The following is a 17,494-nucleotide window of genomic DNA, read 5'->3' as shown; positions in this document are numbered from 1 at the left end:
AGCGGAGCGAGCCGTTAGCGGCACGGCCCGGGCCGCTAACGGCGCGGACCGGGCCGTTAGCGGCGGCGACGGCGGGGCTGGGACTGGCAGGCGCTCAGCAGGGCCTGGGCCTGAACGGTGGCTTCGGACGTGGGGCCGAGCTTGCGCAGCAGGCCCTGGTGCACCTGGGCGGCGACCGCCTCCGCCTCGCTCTTCTGCCCCCGGGTGAGCAGGATCCAGCCGACGAGCTGGAGCGTGTCGTAGGTGTCCTCATGATCGTTTCCGAGGACCCTCGACTGCGTGGCGACGAGGTCCTGGGCGAGCGCCAGGGCCTCGTCGTTGCGGTCGAGCATGTGCAGGGTCCAGCCGAGGGTGAGACGGCTCTCCAGGGTGAGGGGGTCATGCGGGCCGAGGAGCGCCTCGCGGTCGGCGGCGACGCCTCCCGCGATGGGCAGCGCCTCCGCGTACCGGCCGAGCACGTAGAGAGAGCCGGCCAGCAGGTGCCAGCTGTCGAGCGTGTCGGCGTGGCGCCGGCCGAGCACCCGGCTTCTGGACAGGGCGACGGCGTGCAGAACGGGCGCCGCGTCCTGCTCCCGGTCCAGCGCGAACAGCGTCCGCCCGACCAGGTGGCGCGCGGCGAGGCTGGCCGGGTGATCGGCGCCGAGCAGCCGCTCGCGTTCGCGGGCCACGTGATCGGCCAGCGGGAACGCCAGGTCAGGCCGGTCGCGGTCCAGATGCTCGGTGGCCACCCGTTCTTCCTGGCTCATCGGAACGTCGTCGGGCACAGGAACGGGATCGGCCGGAGCGACGGGCTTGGCCGCGGAAACGGGACTGGGACTGGGCTGCGAGGGGCCGCCGGAGGCCAGGGCCTGGAGTCGCTGCAGGACGGTGTCGGCGTCCGCCGGGCGTTCGGCCGGGTCCTTGGCGAGCAGTTCCAGGACCAGCCGGTCCACCTCCTCCGGGACCTGCGGGTTGATGCTGCGCGGGCCGGGCGGGGCGAGGCTGAGGTGGGCGTTGATGAGGGCCGGGATGCCCTTCTCGGTGAGGAACGGCGGCAGGCCGCACAGCATCTGGTGGAGCAGGCAGCCCAGCGCGTACAGGTCGGTGCGGCCGTCGATCTCGCCGGTGCCGATCTGCTCGGGCGCCATGAAGATCGGGCTGCCGATGACCGCGGAGCCCGTCAGACCGGTCGCCGACTGAACGAACCGGGCGATGCCGAAGTCGCAGATCTTCACCCAGCCGCTCGCCGTCAGAATCAGGTTGGCGGGCTTGATGTCGCGGTGCACGATGCCGCGCGCGTGGGCGGCGGCGAGCGCGCCGCAGATCTGCATGGCGTACGAGACGGCCTGCTCCACGGGCATCCCGTCGGGCCGGCGGGCGAGGACCTTGGCCAGGTCCTCGCCGTCCAGCAGCTCCATCACCAGGTAGAGCAGGCCGTCGTCCTCGTCGATGTCGTGCACGACCGTGACGCCCGGATGCTGGAGAACGGCCGCGAGCTGCGCCTCCCGGCGGAACCTGGCGACCAGGTCGGGATCGGCGTCCGCCGCCGTGGGCAGCAGCTTCACCGCCACGGGCCGGTCGAGGCGCTCGTCGATCGTCCGCCAGACCTCACCCATGCCGCCCCGGCCGATCCGGCTCTCCAGCCGGTAACGCCCGCCCAGCACACGCCCCTCGTACACCGCCGCTCCCTTCGCCCACCCGCATCATTCCAGCGAACGGACGCGAAGCCGACTTCCCGACCAGATCCGGATCACGAGGCTCGGCGAGGGCCTCAGGTCATTCGGCGAGTTCTTGGACGACGAACTGGTAGTCCTGGCGGATCAGGTCGTCGGCGCCGATGATGAGGACGGCGCGGGCCGCCCAGGCGCTCTCGCCGGACGGCGTGGTCAGGTGAACGGTCATGGTGATGACGTCGTGGTGCCAGCGCACGTCGCCCGCGGGCGTGACGGTGAACCGCCCGCTGCCGACGAACGCCTCGTACGCCTGGGCGATCCGCGCGTCCAGCTCCGCGTGGCCGCGGAACTCGGCCTCCTCCACGTACTCCACGCCGTCCTCGGCCCACAGCTCCTTGATCGTCGCGAGGCGGCGGGCGGCGTCGGGCTCGCTCCAGACCGCCAAGTAGCGCTCGGCGATCCGCTCGGCGGTGGCGGCGGTGAGGTGAAGATCCATCATGGGTGCGTCCCTTCGTGTCGGTGGGACCACGCTCGGCGCTGCCGCACGGGACGGGTCAACCCGGTCTGCCCGGGCGGACTCTCCCCCTACGGGAGGCCGCACAATGGACCGCATGCCGACGTACCTGGCCATCGGGGACTTCTCGCGCGCCACCCACATGACGGTGAAGACGCTGCGCCACTACCACCGGATCGGGCTCCTGGAGCCCGCCGACGTGGACCCGCACACCGGCTACCGGCGCTACACCACCGACCAGATCCCGACCGCTCAGGTGATCCGCCGGTTCCGCGCGCTCGGCATGCCGCTGGAGGAGATCCAGGCCGTGCTGTCCGCGCCCGACCTGCCCACCCGCAACGAGCGGATCGGCGCGCACCTGGCCCGCCTGGAGGAGGAGCTCGGCCGTACGCAGAGCGCCGTCGCCTCGCTGCGCGACCTGCTCGACCCCTCCCCCGGCGCGCCCGACGGCATCGAGTTGCGCAGCGTCCCCGCGACGCCCGCCGCCGCGATCACCGAGGTCATCGGTGGGGACGACGTCCGTTCCTGGTACCGGGGCGCGCTCGGTGAGCTGTACGCGACCCTCGACGCCCAGGGCCTGATCGCCGGCGGGGCGGCGGGCGGCATCTTCGCCGACGACATGTTCACCCACCATCGCGGGCAGTCGACGATCTTCGTTCCGTGCTCGGGCCCGGTGAGGCCGATCGGGCGGGTGACGTCCCTGACGGTGCCGGCGGCGGAGCTGGCGGTCATCGAGAACGCGGGCCCGACGATCGACAACGACCGCGCGTACGGCGCCCTGGCCTCCCACGTCGCCCGCCACGCGCTGGCGGTCGACGGGCCCGTTCGCGAGTACTACCTGGTCGGCCCGCACGACACCCCGGACACCTCGCGGTGGCGCACCGAGATCGGCTGGCCCGTCTTCTCGACGGGCGCCGTCTAGTGCTGAACGAGGGTCGTGGTGGCCTCTTCCAGGTGGGCGGTGAAGGCCTGGAGGGCGGGGCTCGGCCGCTGGGTGCGGCGCGTCGCGATGTGAACGTGGCGGGTCGGGCGGTCGGCCGGGTGGATGGAACGGAGCGCCACGCCGGGAGGCGCCGCCTGGGCGGCCAGCGACGGAACGAGGGTCGGGCCTAGGCCCGCGGCGACCAGGCCCAGCTTGGCCGTCCATTCCTGCACCACATATTCGATGTCGGGACGGAAGCCGCTGGACAGGCAGGCGCTCAGCAGGGTGTCCTCGGCCCGGCCATGACCGGCGATCCATTTCTCGCCTGACAGCTCCTTGAGGCGGATCTCATCCCGTTCGGCCAGCGGGTGGTCGGGGTGCAGGGCCACCAGAACGGGGTCAGCGATGAGAAGGCGCAGGTCGTAGAGGCCAGTGTCGAACGGCGCGTCGGGGTAGGCGGCGACCAGCGCCACGTCCAGCTCGCCCGCCAGCAGACGGCCCAGGAGCTGCAGCGACAGCCCCTCGATCAAGGAGATCGAGACGTCGGGATGCGCGGCGCGGAACGTGGCCAGCGCGCGAGGGACCAGGACCGCGTCCACCGAGGCGAACGCCCCCAGGCGCAGGCGCCCGGCCGACAGGTCGGTCAGGGCGGTGAGGTCCTTGCGCGCGCCGCTCATGCGGTCGAGGAGCGCCTGGGCGTGCGGGAGGAACGCCTCGCCGTGCTCGCTGAGCCGGACCCCGCGCGGCAGCCGCTCGAAGAGGACGGCGCCCAGTTCGTTCTCCAGCAGCGCGATCTGCCGGGAGATCGCGGACTGGGTGTAGCCGAGGCTCTCCCCGGCGCCGGTGAACGTCCCGTGGCGTGCCGCCTCACGGAAGACCGCCAGCCAAGCCATGTCCATTTCGCATGGATACCATGACATACCATCGTTTGTCAGATGGGTCGGCGCTCCCTAGCGTCATGGGCATGAACAAGATTGCTTTCCTGGGCCTGGGCCGCATGGGCCAGCCGATCGCTCGCCGCCTCGTCTCCGAGGGCCATCCCGTGACCGTGTGGAACCGCGACCCGAAGAAGGCGGAGGGCCTGGACGCGGCGCCCAGCCCCGCCGAGGCTGTGGCCGGGGCCGAGGTCGTCATCACGATGCTGGCCGACCCCGCGGCGGTCGAGAACGTGGCGGCCCGGTTCGCCGGGACACTCGCGCCCGGGACCGTCTGGATCGACATGTCGTCGGTTGGCCCCGACTCGGTGGCCGCCTCGGCCAAGGCCGTTCCGGACGGGGTTCAGGTGATCGACGCCCCGGTGATGGGCAGCGTCGGCCCCGCGGCGTCGGGCGGCCTGATCCTGCTGGTGGGCGGCGAGGACGAGGCCGTCGAGAGGGTCCTGCCCATCCTGAACGTGCTGGGGCGCGTCGTCCGGGCCGGTGGCCCCGGGGCGGGGGCCGCGCTCAAGCTGGTGCTGATCAGCACGGCGATCGCGGGCGTGGCCGTGGTCGCCGAGGCGCTGGCAGTGGCCGAACGCCTCGGGCTGGACGAGCAGCTCGCGATCCGCGCACTGGAGGCCGGGCCGCTGGGCGGCGCGGTCAAGCGAGCGTTCTCCGAGGATTCGGACTTCCCGATCCGCCTGGCCGCCAAGGACATGGCGCTGGCGGGCGGCGGGCCCGTCCTGCGGTCGGTGCGCGAGCTGCTCGAGGCGCATCCGGAGATCGCCGAAGACGATCTCCGGACCCTCGTGACTGCGATCCGATAAGCCGGAAATGGCCTAGGGCTGCTGGGGGTCGGGGCCGTCCTGCTCGGCCAGGAAGCGCTCGAACTGGGCGCCCAGCTCCTCGGCGGTCGGCATGTCCTGGTCCTCGGCCAGCAGGTTGTCCCGCTCGGTGGCCCCGGCGAACGCGTCGTACTGCTGCTCCAGGGCGCGCACGACCTTCTCGACCTCGTCGTTGCCGGTGACCTGCTCGGCGATCTCGGCGTCGGTCTTGACGGCCTCCTCGCGGAGCTTGCTCGTCGGCAGCGCGAGGCCGGTCACGCCGACCACGGACTCGATCGCGGCGACGGCGGCGGCCGGGTAGGCCGACTGGGCCAGGTAGTGGGGCACGTGCACGGCGTAGCCGACGGCGTCGTGCCCGGCCTCGCCCAGCCGCAACTCCAGCAGGCCCGCCACGCTCCCGGGCACCTGCACCTTGTCGAACCACGACGACCCGGTGATCAACTCGGGCCGGGTGGCGTGCGGGGTCATGCCGACCGGGCGGGTGTGCGGAACGCCCATCGGAATGCCGTGGAAACCGACGACCAGGCGCACCCCGAGCTGTTCCACCAGCGAACGTACCGAGGCCGTGAAGCCCTCCCACAGCCGGTCGGGCTCGGGCCCGGTCAGCAACAGGAACTCGGTCCCGTTCTCGTCCACCATCAGATGAACGGCCAGCTCCGGGGCGTCATAGGAGGCCCAGTGATCGCGGTCGTAGGTCATCATCGGGCGGCGGGCCCGGTAGTCGATCAACGAATCCACGTCGAAACGGGCGATCACTCGGTGTTCCAGGGAGTCCAGGAGGTGCTCGCGTACGAGCTGCCCAGTCGACCCCGCGTCCACGAAGCCGTCAAGGCTGTGCAGGAGCACCGTTCCGGTCAGCTCAGGCCGGTCGGAGTCCAGCTCGTACAGGTCCTCAGGGTTCAGCACCGTCTCCCCCACATCTCCAGGTCGGTATTAACAACCCTAGGACATGCCGGGCCCTTCCCCTCGTTCGGATGTGATCGCCGTCGCATTGCGTAACGGGTGGGGCGGGAGCGACCCGCAGGGCCGCTCCCGCCCGGGGTTTCAGCGCGGGGTTTCAGCGCGGGGTTTCAGCGCGGCAGGCCGACCTGCGGCTGAGCCTTGACGATCTCCCCTTCCGAGACGTTCAGGCGCGGCGCGATCTCAGGCCCGCGCCAGGCCGACACATCGGTGCCCTTCGGCGCGTTCTTGGAGATGTAGTCGGCGTAGATCTGGAACCACTGCTGAACGGTGTAGGGCGACCAGCCGTGCGGCTTGGCCCGCCCGTAGACGAACGTGGCGTCGGCCGCCGGGTCGGTCAGCCCCTGGACGCGCTGCTGAAGCAGTTCCACGGCGGTGTTGAGGAAGTAGGTGTCGGTGTCGCCGACGTAGACGAAGAGCCTGCCCTTGAGCTTGGGCCCGAGCGTGGACCACTCAGAGGAGATCTTCGCCGACAGGTCCATCGGCTTCCAGCGGGCGGTGACGGACTTGTCGATCGCGCCGGTGGGCTTGTCCCAGGCCTGCGCGGGATAGCCGTCCTTGCCCTGCGGGCTGAACAGCGCCTCCCACATCGCCCAGGCGCCGCCGGAACGGTCGCGGTCGCCGCGCGCCAGCTCCCAGAGGTTCTCCTGCGCGTTCACGTACTGGGTGTCGCCGGAGACCGCGCGGCTGTCGGGGCGCGGCGTGCGGTCCCACTCGCGGACGGTGTCGTAGGCGTTGCCGTCGTCATAGACGTTCACGATCTGCTCGCGCCGCAGGTCGACCGGGTCGGGGTACCCGGCGAACGTCCCGCCGTACACATCGGGGTAGAAGACCTGGCTCGCCAGCGCCATCCAGCCGCCGGTCGAGCCGCCGCTGGTGATGCGGCCCCACGGCTCGGCGATCGTGTGGAACCGCTTGTCGATCTCCGGGATGAGCTCCTTGGTGGTCGCCTGCCCGTACGGCCCGAGGTTCGGGGTGTCGACGGCGTAGGAGGTGTCGTAGAACGGGTTCTCCTCGCGCAGCTCGACCACGATGAAGCGCGGCGCGGCGTCCGACAGCCACCACTTGGAGAAGTCGTTGCCGCCGTCCTCACGGAAGCCGCGCGGCGCGTTCCGCGTGAAGTGGCCGAAGTGGTACTCGACCGGGTAGCGGGTCGAGGCGGCCGGGTCGTAGCCCGCGGGCAGCAGGATGTTGGCGCCGATGTAGATGGGCCGTCCCCAGAACTTCGACAGCACCGGGCTCTGGATCTTGACGTGCTTCACGTGGTCGGTGTCGGTCGGGTTGCCCTGCTGGCATGTTCCGCCCGCCGGAACGGGGTCGGCCGGCGTGATCAGCTTGTCGACCTGGAGCGGGATCGTGCCCGAGCTGCGCTGGTCGATGCTGATCTGCTGAGGCGCGCCGTACATGTTGCCCGGCGAGCCGAACAGGTCCATCCCGTCGCCGCACGGCATGTGCATCTTCACCGTGGAGCCGTCCGACCGCCGGAACGTGTCGTAGGTGTTGAAGAACGCCTGGACCGTGTAGCGCCCGCTGGGCAGCGACGCCAGGGTCGGCAGCGGGTAGCCGTAGGTGTCGCCGCCTCCGCCGAGCGTCACGGCGCGACCGGGCTTCAGGCCGTCGACGTTACGGCCCCAGAACGGGACGCCGCCGGTGATGTCGATCTGCTGCCGCGGCTCGGACGAGCCGTCGCGGGTGACGATGACGTACGCGCGGCCGTCGACCGCCGCCTTCTGCAGCGCCGGCGAGATCGAGACGGCGAACCGCAGCCGCCCGTGGCCGGAGGAGTCGGCCGCCGCCGTGCCGGTGACCACCAGCAGGACGGCGGCGACGAGACCGATGAGCCGAGCCCGCATGGGCCCACCTCCTGTGCGGGGAGTTTCCGATCTTCCGAACGAAGATCGTTCGACCGGAGAATCCCACACGGAACGATCATTTGACCCCGGTGAAGACGCGGCTGGCCAGAAAATCCTCGGGGAACAGCGTCGTCAGCTCATCGCGTCCCACCTCGGAGCTCTCGGCCAGCAGCCGGTTGGCGTGCCGCAGCCTGGCCCGTTCGATGGCGTTGCGCACGGAACGGGCGTTGGCGAAGCGCGGCTGCTCCCGGCGCCGCTCCAGGTAGTCGCGGAAGACCCCGACCGACTCCTCCCCCAGCCGATAGCCCTCCCGTTCGAGCATCAGATGCCCGATCGCCTCCAGCTCCCCCAACTCGTAGTCGGGGAAGTCGATGTGATGCGCGATGCGCGAGCTCATGCCCGGGTTGGAGGTGAAGAACGAGTCCATCCGGTCCTTGTAACCGGCCAGCACCACCACCAGGTCGTCGCGCTGGTTCTCCATGACCTGGAGCAGGATCTCGATGGCCTCCTGCCCGTAGTCGCGCTCGTTCTCGGCCCGGTAGAGGTAGTAGGCCTCGTCGATGAACAGCACGCCGCCCATCGCCCGCTTCAGGACCTCCTTGGTCTTGGGCGCGGTGTGGCCCACGTACTGCCCCACCAGGTCGTCGCGCGTCACCGAAACCAGGTGGCCGCGCCGGATGTAGCCGAGCCGGTGCAGCAGCTCGGCCAGCCGTACGGCGACCGACGTCTTGCCCGTGCCGGGGCTGCCGGTGAAGCACATGTGCAGGTTCGGCCGCCCCGAGTCGATGCCGAAGCGCGCCCGCACCCGGTCGACCAGCAGCAGCGCCGCGATCTCCCGGATGCGGGTCTTGACCGGCGCCAGCCCGACCAGCTCGGCGTCGAGCGCGTCCAGAACGCCGTCCACCTGCGACTCTGCCCGCTCCTTGGCCAGGTCGACGCGAGCGTCCGACGGCAGCGGCGCCGGCCCCACCCCAGAATCCGGCCCCGGCGCCGCGTCTGACGTCAGCGCCGGATCGTCGGGATCGAGGGGTTCCCCGGCATGGAGGGAAGAGGGAGGGCCAGCCGGGGAACCGCCATTCGTGGCGGGACGCGCCTGCGGGCGCATCCCGAATCCGGGACGCTCGGTCAAGGCGCGTCCCCGTTGTAACGCTCGCCCTGCGGCCGGTCCAGCGCGTACGGATGCATCCGCACGCGCACCCGCCGGTCGGAGGTCTCCTCACGGTCGAGCCGGAAGCCCGGCTCGTTCGTCGGCCGCTGGACGATGAACGAGAGCGCGGTCGTCTGGCGCCCGTAGCTCGCGTCGTAGGCGTTCAGGCGGATGTAGTGCTCGGGGTAGGCGCGGCGGCACTCGTTGATCTCGTACACCACGCCCGCGGGATCGGTGAGGTCGAACATCGGCAACCCCCACATCTCCCAGTAGGTGTTGCGCGGGTGCGGATCGTCGGTGAACTCCACCGAGCACGGCCAGCCGTTGCCGAGCGCGTACGCGACCTGGCTCGCGATCTCGTCGTCGGTCAGCTCGGGCAGGAACGAGAAGGTGCCTTGGGTGATCCGCATGTCACACGCTCACAGGGGTCTCGACGACGTCGGGGGTGTCGGTGGAGGCGTAGGTGAAGGTGATGTCGCCCCACGTGGACAGCGCGACGTCCAGCTCGCGGCTGTGCTTGGCCGCGGCGCGCAGGATGTCGGGGCCCTCCTTGAAGTAGTCGCGCCCCTCGTTCCGCGCCTTGATCATGGCCTCGAGCGCGACGCGGTTGGCGGCGGCGCCCGCGGCGATGCCCATCGGGTGGCCGATCGTGCCGCCGCCGAACTGCAGGATCACGTCCTCGCCCAGGTAGTGCAGCAGCTGGTGCATCTGGCCGGCGTGGATGCCGCCGGACGCGACCGGCATGCAGCCCGGCATCGACGCCCAGTCCTGGTCGAAGTACAGGCCCTTCACCGGGTCGGCCGCGACCTTGTCCAGGCGCAGCGTGTCGTAGTACCCGGCGACGCTGTTGGGGTCGCCCTCCAGCTTGCCGACGACCGTCCCGGCATGGATGTGGTCGACGCCCGCCAGGCGCATCCACTGGGCGATCACGCGGAAGTTCACGCCGTGGTTCTTCTGCCGGGTGTAGGTGGAGTGCCCGGCGCGGTGCAGGTGCAGCAGCATGCCGTTGGCGCGCGCCCACTTGGCCATCGACTGGATCGCCGTGTAGCCGATGGTCAGGTCGATCATGATGATGACGCTGCCGAGCTCCTGGGCGAACTCCGCCCGCTCGTACATGGCCTCCATCGTCCCGGCGGTGACGTTGAGGTAGTGCCCCTTGGTCTCACCGCTGGCCGCCTGCGCCTTGTTGACGCCCTCCATGCAGTAGAGGAAGCGGTCGCGCCAGCGCATGAACGGCTGGGAGTTGATGTTCTCGTCATCTTTGGTGAAGTCGAGGCCGCCGCGCAGGGCCTCGTACACCACGCGCCCGTAGTTGCGCGCGCTGAGGCCGAGCTTGGGCTTGACCGTGGCGCCGAGCAGCGGGCGGCCGAACTTGCTGAGGTACTCGCGTTCCATGACGATGCCGTGCGCCGGGCCCTGGAACGTCTTCACGTAGTGCGGCGGGATGCGCATGTCCTCCAGCCGCAGGGCCTTCAGCGCCTTGAACCCGAAGACGTTGCCGATGATGGACGACGTCAGGTTCGCGATCGACCCCTCCTCGAACAGGTCGAGGTCGTAGGCGATGTAGGCGATGAACTGCCCTTCCTGACCGGGCACCGGCTCAACGCGATAGCACTTGGCCTGGTAGTTCTCGTACGAGGTCAGCCGGTCGGTCCACACGACGGTCCATGTCGCGGTCGAGGACTCACCCGCCACCGCCGCGCCCGCCTCCTCCGGCGGCACGCCGGGCTGCGGCGTGATCCGGAAGGCGGCGAGGATGTCGCTGTCCTTCGGCTGGTAGTCGGGCCGCCAGTAACCCATTTCCGCATACGGGATCACGCCCGCCGACCATCTGCCCGCGCTCATCGCCACTCCTCTTCGCCCAGTGGAACGGGTCGAGCATCGCCCGCCGACACTTTTGTTGTCCATCAAGTGTTTCGGGCCCATACTTGAGCGATGACTGAATCCAGGTTGCGGTCGTTCGTCGCGCTCGCCGACACCGGCTCGGTGCGCGCGGCGGCCGGACGGCTGTACGTGACCGAGTCGGCGGTGTCGGCGGCGGTCGCGGCACTGGCCCGTGACCTGGGCGTTCAGCTGGTTCAACGGATCGGGCGCGGTGTCGAGCTGACGCCCGCCGGACTGGCGTACGAGGAGTACGCGCGGCAGGTGCTCGGGCTGCTGGAGCAGGGCCGGGCGGCGGCGCGCGGCGAGGCCGACCCGGCGCGCGGGCCGCTGCGGCTGGCCGCGGTGACGACGGCCGCCGACCAGGTGCTGCCGGAGCTGCTCGCCGGGTTCCGTGCGCGCTTCCCGGACGTGGACCTGTCGCTGGAGGTCGGGCCGAGCCGGCACGTGTGGCGGCGCCTGGCCGATCACGACGCCGACCTCGTCCTGGGCGGCCGCCCGCCCGCCGAGCTCACCTCCAGCGTGCTGGCCACGCGCGCGAACGACCTGGTCGTCGTGGCCGCGCCCAAGGTCGCCGAGTCGTTCGTCCTCGGGACGACGCCGTGGGTGATGCGCGAGCCGGGGTCGGGCACGCGCGCGACCGCCGAGGCCTACCTGGCCGATCAGGACGCCACGCCGCCGCAGCTGGTCCTCGGCTCGAACGGCGCGGTCATCGCGGGCGCCGCCGCCGGGCTGGGCGCCGCGCTGGTCTCGCGGGACGCGATCCCCGCCGAGCTGTCGGCCGGACGCCTGGTGATCATCGACTCGCCCGGCACGCCCCTGCACCGCCCCTGGCACGCGACCTCGGGCGCCGCACCCACAGCGACCACCCGGCTCTTCGTGGACCACCTGCTGGAGGCGCCCGGATGGACCCGGATATGAGCGGTCTCACGCGCTATTGGACGTGGCGTCTAGTGACAGCGCGGGCGAGTCGCGACAGAATCGGATTCTGAAGACCTCGACGAGGACCTCGATCTGAAGGGCAACCCCGCATGGCCGCCAGCGAGCGCTCGAGTTCCGGTGGGGGGACGACCCCCCACACCCCCCGTGAAAAGCGGCGTTTGGACATCGTCCTGTTCGGCGCGACCGGCTTCACCGGCGAGCTCACCGCCGAGTACCTGGCCGAGCACGCACCGCCCGAGACCCGCTGGGCGCTGGCGGGCCGCAGCCAGGCCAAGCTGGAGGCCGTACGGGACCGGCTCGCCGAGCTGAACCCCGCCTGCAAGGACCTGCCGCTGCTGCACGCCGACACCGGCGACACCGCCTCGATCGACGCCGTAGCGGCCGCCGCCAAGGTCGTGATCACCACGGTCGGCCCGTACGTCAGGCTCGGCGAGCCCCTGGTCGCCGCGTGCGCGCGTGCGGGTACCGACTACGTGGACCTCACCGGCGAGCCGACGTTCGTGGACCGGATGTTCGTCAAGTACCACGCCGAGGCCGTGCGCAGCGGCGCGCGGATCGTGCACGCCTGCGGCTTCGACTCGATCCCGCACGACCTGGGCGCCTACTTCACCGTCAAGCAGCTCCCCGAGGGCGTCCCGCTGCACGTCGAGGGCTTCGTCCGCGCCAACGCCGACTTCTCCGGGGGCACGCTGGAGTCGGCGCTCGGGATCTTCGGCGACCTGCCCGGCATGATCCGCGCCGAGCGCGAGCGCAACCGGCTGGAGGGCCGCCCCGAGGGCCGCCGGATCCGGATCTCCCAGCGCCCGGTGCCGAAGGCCCGCGTCGGCTGGACGCTGCCGATGCCGACGATCGACCCGCGCATCATCACCCGTTCCGCCGCCGCGCTGGAGCGCTACGGGCCGGACTTCTCCTACGGCCACTACCTGGCCGTCAAGCGCCTGCCCGCCGCCGTGGGCCTGGCCGCGGGCGCCGGAGCGCTCACGGTCGCGGCCCAGATCCCGCCCGTACGATCCGCCATCGGCCGGCTGCGCAAGCCCGGCGACGGGCCGTCCGCCGAGAAGCGCGCCACGCACTGGTTCAGCGTGAAGTTCGTCGGCGAGGGCGGCGGGAAGCGCGTCGTCACCGAGGTGGCGGGCGGCGACCCCGGCTACGGCGAGACGGCCAAGATGCTGTCGGAGTCGGCGCTGTGCCTGGCGTTCGACGACCTGCCGGAGACCTCCGGCCAGGTCACCACGGCCACCGCGATGGGCGACGCGCTGATCGACCGCCTCGACAAGGCCGGGATCACCTTCCGCGTCCTCGAACGGCAGCAGGCCTAGGTGTAGCGCGGGAGCGGCACGGCGACCTCGATCGTCGTGCCGACCCCCGGGCGGCTGCTCACCGTGACGCGCCCGCCGAGCAGTTCGGCGCGTTCGGCCATGCCGCGCAGCCCGTAGGAGTCGAGATGGCGTCCGGGCGCGAAGACGTCCTGCATGGAGAAGCCGATGCCGTCGTCGGTGATGGTGAGGCGGACCCGGTCCTTCTCGTGCTCCAGCAGCAGGTCCACGCAGGACGCCCGCGCGTGCTGAAGGCAGTTGCCGACCGCCTCCTGGGCGATGCGGTAGAGCGCGGTCTGCACGTGGTCGGGGAGCTCGTCCTCCAGCTCCCCCTCCACGGTGACGATGATGTCGAGCGATCCGCCGGGGCCGTCGGCCTCGCGCGCCAGCGTCGCGAGCGCGGCCGACAGGCCCAGGTCGTCCAGTACGGGCGGGCGCAGGCCGCCGATCGCGGCACGCGTCTCGGCGGCCGTCAGGTCGCACAGGTCGCGGGCCACCCGGATCTGCTCGGCCGCCTCGGGATGGTGCTCGGGCAGCGCCGCCTGGGCCGCCGACAGGTGGAACCCGAGGCTGGCCAGGCGCTGCGCGATGCCGTCGTGAATGTCGCGGCTGAGGCGGGTCCGTTCGGCCTCCTGCGCCTCGACCGCACGTTCGGCGAACCGTTCGGCGGCGTGCTCGCGTTCCTGCGCGCCGCGCAACCGGCGGCACGAGCACAGCACCGGCGCGAACAGGCCCGCCAGCTCGGTGACCAGCGCGACGTCGTCGGCCAGGACCAGCGCCGCCGAACGGACGTCGACGACGGCGATGGTCGCGTGGCCGCTGCTCAGCGGGATCGCCGCGCCGCGCCCGTCGGCGTGGTCGCGCGGGCGGCCGTGCGCCGCGACCCAGCCGACGTCGCCCTCGCCGAGCCGTACGGCCGGGCCGCCCGAGCACTCCAGCGCGCGCTCGTCCTCGTCCAGCACGTAGACGTCGCAGAAGGTCAGCGACTTGGCCGAGCGGACCACCAGCCCGGCCAGCTCGTCGGCCATCTCCGGCAGCTCACGGTCCGAGCAGGCGACCGCCACGATCCGCAGCAGCAGGTCCTGGCCGCGCTCGGCGAGCAACTCCAGCGCGCCGAGCGCCCGCCCTTCGGTACGGGACGACACGGCGTCCTCTTCCGCGATCACCGGAACAGTCCCTCGCGCAGGGCCACCGCGATCGCGGCCGAACGGTCGGCGACCTCCAGCTTGCGGTAGAGCGCGCGCAGATGGCTCTTCACCGTCTCCTCGCCGAGGACGAGCCGGGCGGCGATCGCCTTGTTGGACAGGCCACCGACCAGCAGCGACAGGACCTCACTCTCCCGCTGTGTCAGCCCGCGATTGGCGCCGGGCCAGAACTCTCCACGGGTCAGCCGGGCCGCGGTGACGGCCATCCGTCCCGCCAGCGTCGGATCGACCACCGTCTCTCCCTGAGTGACCTCCTCCAACCGCCGGACGAGCTCGGGCCCGTCCACGCGTTTCAGCAGGTAGCCGCCGGCCCCGGCGCGCAGCGCCTCGAAGACGTACTGCTCGTCGTCGTAGACCGACAGGAAGACCACCCGCGACTCCGGGGCCGTGCCCGACAGCGCCCGGCACAGGTCCAGGCCGCTCTCGGGCCCGAGCCGCACGTCCAGCAGGACGACGTCGGGCTTCAGCATGGTCACCAGCCGGGTCGCCTCCGCCGAGCTTCCCGCCTGGCCCACCACGCGCACGCGTCCCGCGAAACCGGCCAGCATCGCCTGCAGGCCGGCAAGGATCATTTCGTGGTCGTCGACGAGGACGACACGCACGGGGGCGCCCATTCCGGCACGATAACAACCGGAAGCTACTCGCCAGTAGCCCCCTCCGGGTCAGGCTTTCCGACACTTCCCCCGCGCTCTCCCCCGAACGGGGGACGTACCGCCGGGTAACTCGCCTTAACGTCCACGGTGACCAGTGCAGGCCCCCCGGACGGAGGACCAGAGTGCCCCATCGGATCGTGCATATGCTCCGGGCGCGTGGAACGGGCCGCCGCCCCGTCATGCTCGCCATCGCGGGGGACAGCGCCGCGGGCAAGACGACACTGACCAGGGGGCTCGTGCAGTGTCTGGGGGCGGACCGGATGACAGCGGTCTGCGTTGACGACTACCACCGCTACGACCGCGCCGAACGCAAGGGCAAGCCGTTCACGGCGTTGCACCCCGACTGCAACCACATCGACATCATGGAGCAGCACCTGCAGCTGCTGTCGATGGGCGAGCCGATCCTCAAGCCGGTCTACGACCACGCCACCGGGGAGCTGGTGCGGCCGGAGCTGGTGGAGCCTCGCGACTTCGTGATCGTGGAGGGCCTCCTGCCGCTGCACACCCGCCTGGCCCGCGCCTGCTTCGACATCACCGTCTACCTGGACCCGCCCGAGATCCTGCGGCACGCGTGGAAGATCCGCCGCGACTGCGAGAAGCGCGGCTACACCCCCGACCAGGTCAGGGCCGAGCTGGCCCGCCGCGAGGCCGAGAGCGCCGCCTACATCCGCCCGCAGCGCCGTTCGGCCGACATCGTGGTCCGCTTCGCCCCCGTCGCGGGCCGCACCGACCCGCCCGACACGCCGCTCTCAGCAGAGCTGCTCCTGCGCCCCACGATCGACCACCCCGAGCTGGGCCCGGTGATCGAGCAGGCCGCCTCCGGCGGCACCGCCATGCACCTGCGCCTGCACCGCGACACCGACGGCCGCCCGGTCGACGCCCTGCACGTGCACGGCTACGTCTCGCCCGACGAGTCACAGGTCGTCAAGAAGGCCCTGTGGGAACGCCTCGGCGCCCGCGCAGGCCACCTGGAACAGGACGTTCTGGGCCGCTTCGGCGAGGCCGGCACCAGCGACCCGCTGGCCATCACCCAGCTCCTCCTGCTCTACCACCTGCTGGACGCCGACCAACGACAAGCGGCCTAGCCGCTCTGTCTCCAACAACCCCGGCCCACGGGCTCGCCTAGCGGCTCGCCCTAACCGGGCTTGGGCGAGCGCTGCATCGCTTCGCGATCTGGCCTCGTCCCTCGACCAGACCTGCGGCCGCGCTCGCGTCGGCTGAGGTCGCCAGATCCCGCGAGCGCGCGGGGAGGCCCCGGACCATCCACCGGGCCGCGCGCATCGCGGCATAGCCGGGAGGGCACCTCCTGGGCGCTTATGTGCCCTCCCGGCTCCTCTAATTCGCCGATCTTGCTCTCAGCGCCCTTAAAAGGCATGCCAAAGGGCGCTCAGAGCAAGATCGGCGTATTTGTTGGCGTCAGGCGGGGGCGGGTTCGGTGGAGCCTGAGGTGGTGGCTTGGAGCTCGTGCCAGGGGATGTCTGGGCGGTCGGGTGAGACGACGGCCAGGGACTGGCCGCCGCGGACGATCTCGCCGGGCTGGGCGGCAAGGCGGAAGCGGGCGTTCGGCAGGTGCGACTCGCCGACGGCCAGCAGCGTGCTGCCGCGGCGGAGCAGGAAGACGGCCATGTCCAGGCGGGGCCACTCCCCCGCGTCGTCGGGGATGTCCACCCGGAACAGGGACGAGTCGGCGTCGAGCGTGCTGGCCAGGTTGTGGTAGATCGAGGCGACGCCGGGGTTGCGGATCGCGACGGCGACCACGGCGGGGTCGTCGATGTCGACCGGCTCCACGTCCCGGCTGATCAGGCTGAGCGCGTCGTTGATCTCGGCGCGGCGGCCGCCGTCGTGGACGCCGGCGAGCTTGTGGATGCGCGGGCGGTCGTGACCGCGCAGGTAGGCGCTCACGCCGAGCATGACCCGTACGGTCTCGTCGTCGGTACGGCCGGCGACCAGCACGGTCCTGGCGTCCTCCAGGCAGGCGCGCTGGAACGCGGTGGAGTCCCAGGTGATGACGTCGTAGAGGTCGGGATCGGGGTTCTCGCCGGTGAGCTGGCCCTCCCAGAAGATCGTGACGACCGGGGTCTTCACGAACTCGGAGTCGGCGCGCAGCTGCTCGATGATCGCGCGCAGCCCGTCCCGCTCGTACCCGATGACCACCAGGTGCTTGCGGTGGTGCAGCTGGGCCTGCCCGTTGGCCTTCAATGTCCTGCCCTTCGCCATAAAGAGCGTGAGCTCCGCGAACAGCATCAGCCCCGCGCTCAGCCCGGCCACGACGATGATCACGCCGCCGATCCGGCCGCCCGAGGTGGTCGGGAACAGGTCGCCGTAGCCGACCGTGGTGCCGCTGACGAAGAAGTACCAGACGAAGTTCTGCGGCTGCTTGATCTTCGCGCCGTCCGGCTCGAAGATCGCGATCAGCGCCCAGCCGAACAGCGCCGCCGCCAGCAGCGCCAGGGCCGGTGCCCGCCAGGCCCGTTCCGCGACCCGGTGGTACAGGCGCATGAAGATGATCGGCATCGCGGCTTCCCCGTCCCGTCCCCACGCTGATGCTGGTCCCGCAGCGTGTCAGCCCGTAAAAAGGACGTCAACCCCCATTGAGACCATCCGGTCACATGGGGTTGTTCAGAACGCGTTCGCCGCCCGTTCACTCAGGTGGGAGCGCGGGAGCCGCGCGGGGCGGGCCGGTGCCG

General features: G+C 71.3%; 16 protein-coding genes. 5 read left to right on the top strand and 11 right to left on the bottom strand.

Going from position 1 to position 17,494, the window contains the following annotated elements:
• Positions 1 to 56 precede the first annotated feature (56 nt).
• Both J4573_RS33065 and J4573_RS33060 read right to left on the bottom strand, forming a co-directional pair.
• Positions 57 to 1,658 carry a serine/threonine-protein kinase gene (locus J4573_RS33065; protein ID WP_208259845.1) on the bottom strand — a complete coding sequence of 534 codons (1,602 nt, stop codon included), beginning with the start codon at positions 1,656 to 1,658 and terminating at the stop codon, positions 57 to 59.
• 97 nt (positions 1,659 to 1,755) lie between these two features.
• On the bottom strand, positions 1,756 to 2,151 hold the full coding sequence (locus J4573_RS33060) for a hypothetical protein (protein WP_208259844.1): 396 nt from the start codon (positions 2,149 to 2,151) through the stop codon (positions 1,756 to 1,758).
• Positions 2,152 to 2,263: 112 nt separating this feature from the next.
• Between J4573_RS33060 and J4573_RS33055 the strand changes: the two genes are divergently transcribed.
• Positions 2,264 to 3,088 (top strand): MerR family transcriptional regulator, encoded by an 825-nt coding sequence (locus J4573_RS33055; protein ID WP_208259843.1) that lies wholly within the window; start codon positions 2,264 to 2,266, stop codon positions 3,086 to 3,088.
• On the opposite strand, the gene J4573_RS33050 is transcribed toward J4573_RS33055, so the two are convergent.
• On the bottom strand, positions 3,085 to 3,987 hold the full coding sequence (locus J4573_RS33050) for a LysR family transcriptional regulator (protein ID WP_208259842.1): 903 nt from the start codon (positions 3,985 to 3,987) through the stop codon (positions 3,085 to 3,087). The genes J4573_RS33055 and J4573_RS33050 overlap by 4 nt on opposite strands.
• A gap of 65 nt (positions 3,988 to 4,052) precedes the next feature.
• Here J4573_RS33050 and J4573_RS33045 point away from each other — a divergent pair, with 65 nt between their 5' ends.
• Positions 4,053 to 4,832, top strand: coding sequence for an NAD(P)-dependent oxidoreductase (locus J4573_RS33045; RefSeq protein WP_208259841.1), 780 nt, complete (start codon positions 4,053 to 4,055; stop codon positions 4,830 to 4,832).
• 12 nt (positions 4,833 to 4,844) lie between these two features.
• Here J4573_RS33045 and J4573_RS33040 read toward each other — a convergent pair whose 3' ends face one another.
• From J4573_RS33040 to J4573_RS33020, 5 genes are all read right to left on the bottom strand, one after another.
• Positions 4,845 to 5,756 (bottom strand): PAC2 family protein, encoded by a 912-nt coding sequence (locus tag J4573_RS33040; RefSeq protein WP_208259840.1) that lies wholly within the window; start codon positions 5,754 to 5,756, stop codon positions 4,845 to 4,847.
• A 164-nt stretch (positions 5,757 to 5,920) separates the two neighbouring features.
• Positions 5,921 to 7,663: an alpha/beta hydrolase-fold protein gene (locus tag J4573_RS33035; protein WP_208259839.1), complete on the bottom strand. Its 1,743-nt coding sequence runs from the start codon at positions 7,661 to 7,663 to the stop codon at positions 5,921 to 5,923.
• A gap of 76 nt (positions 7,664 to 7,739) precedes the next feature.
• Entirely contained in the window at positions 7,740 to 8,633 is an 894-nt protein-coding gene (gene cbbX / locus J4573_RS33030) for a CbbX protein (protein ID WP_307797082.1), read from the bottom strand.
• Positions 8,634 to 8,788: 155 nt separating this feature from the next.
• Positions 8,789 to 9,220, bottom strand: a complete 432-nt coding sequence (locus J4573_RS33025) for a ribulose bisphosphate carboxylase small subunit (protein WP_208259838.1) — start codon at positions 9,218 to 9,220, stop codon at positions 8,789 to 8,791.
• 1 nt (position 9,221) lies between these two features.
• Entirely contained in the window at positions 9,222 to 10,655 is a 1,434-nt protein-coding gene (locus J4573_RS33020) for a form I ribulose bisphosphate carboxylase large subunit (RefSeq protein ID WP_208259837.1), read from the bottom strand.
• A gap of 90 nt (positions 10,656 to 10,745) precedes the next feature.
• Between J4573_RS33020 and J4573_RS33015 the strand changes: the two genes are divergently transcribed.
• Together J4573_RS33015 and J4573_RS33010 are read left to right on the top strand one after the other, a co-directional pair.
• Positions 10,746 to 11,612, top strand: coding sequence for a LysR substrate-binding domain-containing protein (locus J4573_RS33015; RefSeq protein ID WP_208259836.1), 867 nt, complete (start codon positions 10,746 to 10,748; stop codon positions 11,610 to 11,612).
• Between the two features lie 110 nt (positions 11,613 to 11,722).
• Positions 11,723 to 12,952, top strand: coding sequence for a saccharopine dehydrogenase family protein (locus J4573_RS33010; RefSeq protein WP_208259835.1), 1,230 nt, complete (start codon positions 11,723 to 11,725; stop codon positions 12,950 to 12,952).
• Here the strand turns inward: J4573_RS33010 and J4573_RS33005 are convergent.
• Positions 12,949 to 14,115: a GAF domain-containing sensor histidine kinase gene (locus tag J4573_RS33005; protein ID WP_307797081.1), complete on the bottom strand. Its 1,167-nt coding sequence runs from the start codon at positions 14,113 to 14,115 to the stop codon at positions 12,949 to 12,951. The two genes, J4573_RS33010 and J4573_RS33005, sit on opposite strands and share 4 nt — an antisense overlap.
• Positions 14,112 to 14,768, bottom strand: a complete 657-nt coding sequence (locus J4573_RS33000; protein ID WP_208259834.1) for a response regulator — start codon at positions 14,766 to 14,768, stop codon at positions 14,112 to 14,114. Before J4573_RS33000 ends, J4573_RS33005 begins: the two co-directional genes overlap by 4 nt.
• A gap of 182 nt (positions 14,769 to 14,950) precedes the next feature.
• On the opposite strand from J4573_RS33000, the gene J4573_RS32995 reads away from it, so the two are divergent.
• Entirely contained in the window at positions 14,951 to 15,892 is a 942-nt protein-coding gene (locus J4573_RS32995; protein WP_208259833.1) for a phosphoribulokinase, read from the top strand.
• Between the two features lie 331 nt (positions 15,893 to 16,223).
• Here J4573_RS32995 and J4573_RS32990 read toward each other — a convergent pair whose 3' ends face one another.
• Positions 16,224 to 17,321, bottom strand: coding sequence for a potassium channel family protein (locus tag J4573_RS32990; protein WP_208259832.1), 1,098 nt, complete (start codon positions 17,319 to 17,321; stop codon positions 16,224 to 16,226).
• Between the last annotated feature and the right edge of the window lie 173 nt (positions 17,322 to 17,494).

The organism is Actinomadura barringtoniae, from assembly GCF_017573505.1.
In the GTDB taxonomy this organism is placed as follows: Bacteria; Actinomycetota; Actinomycetes; order Streptosporangiales; family Streptosporangiaceae; genus Spirillospora; species Spirillospora barringtoniae.
Note: the sequence above shows the minus strand (reverse complement) of the source record. Positions and strands in the feature narration are given on the sequence as shown.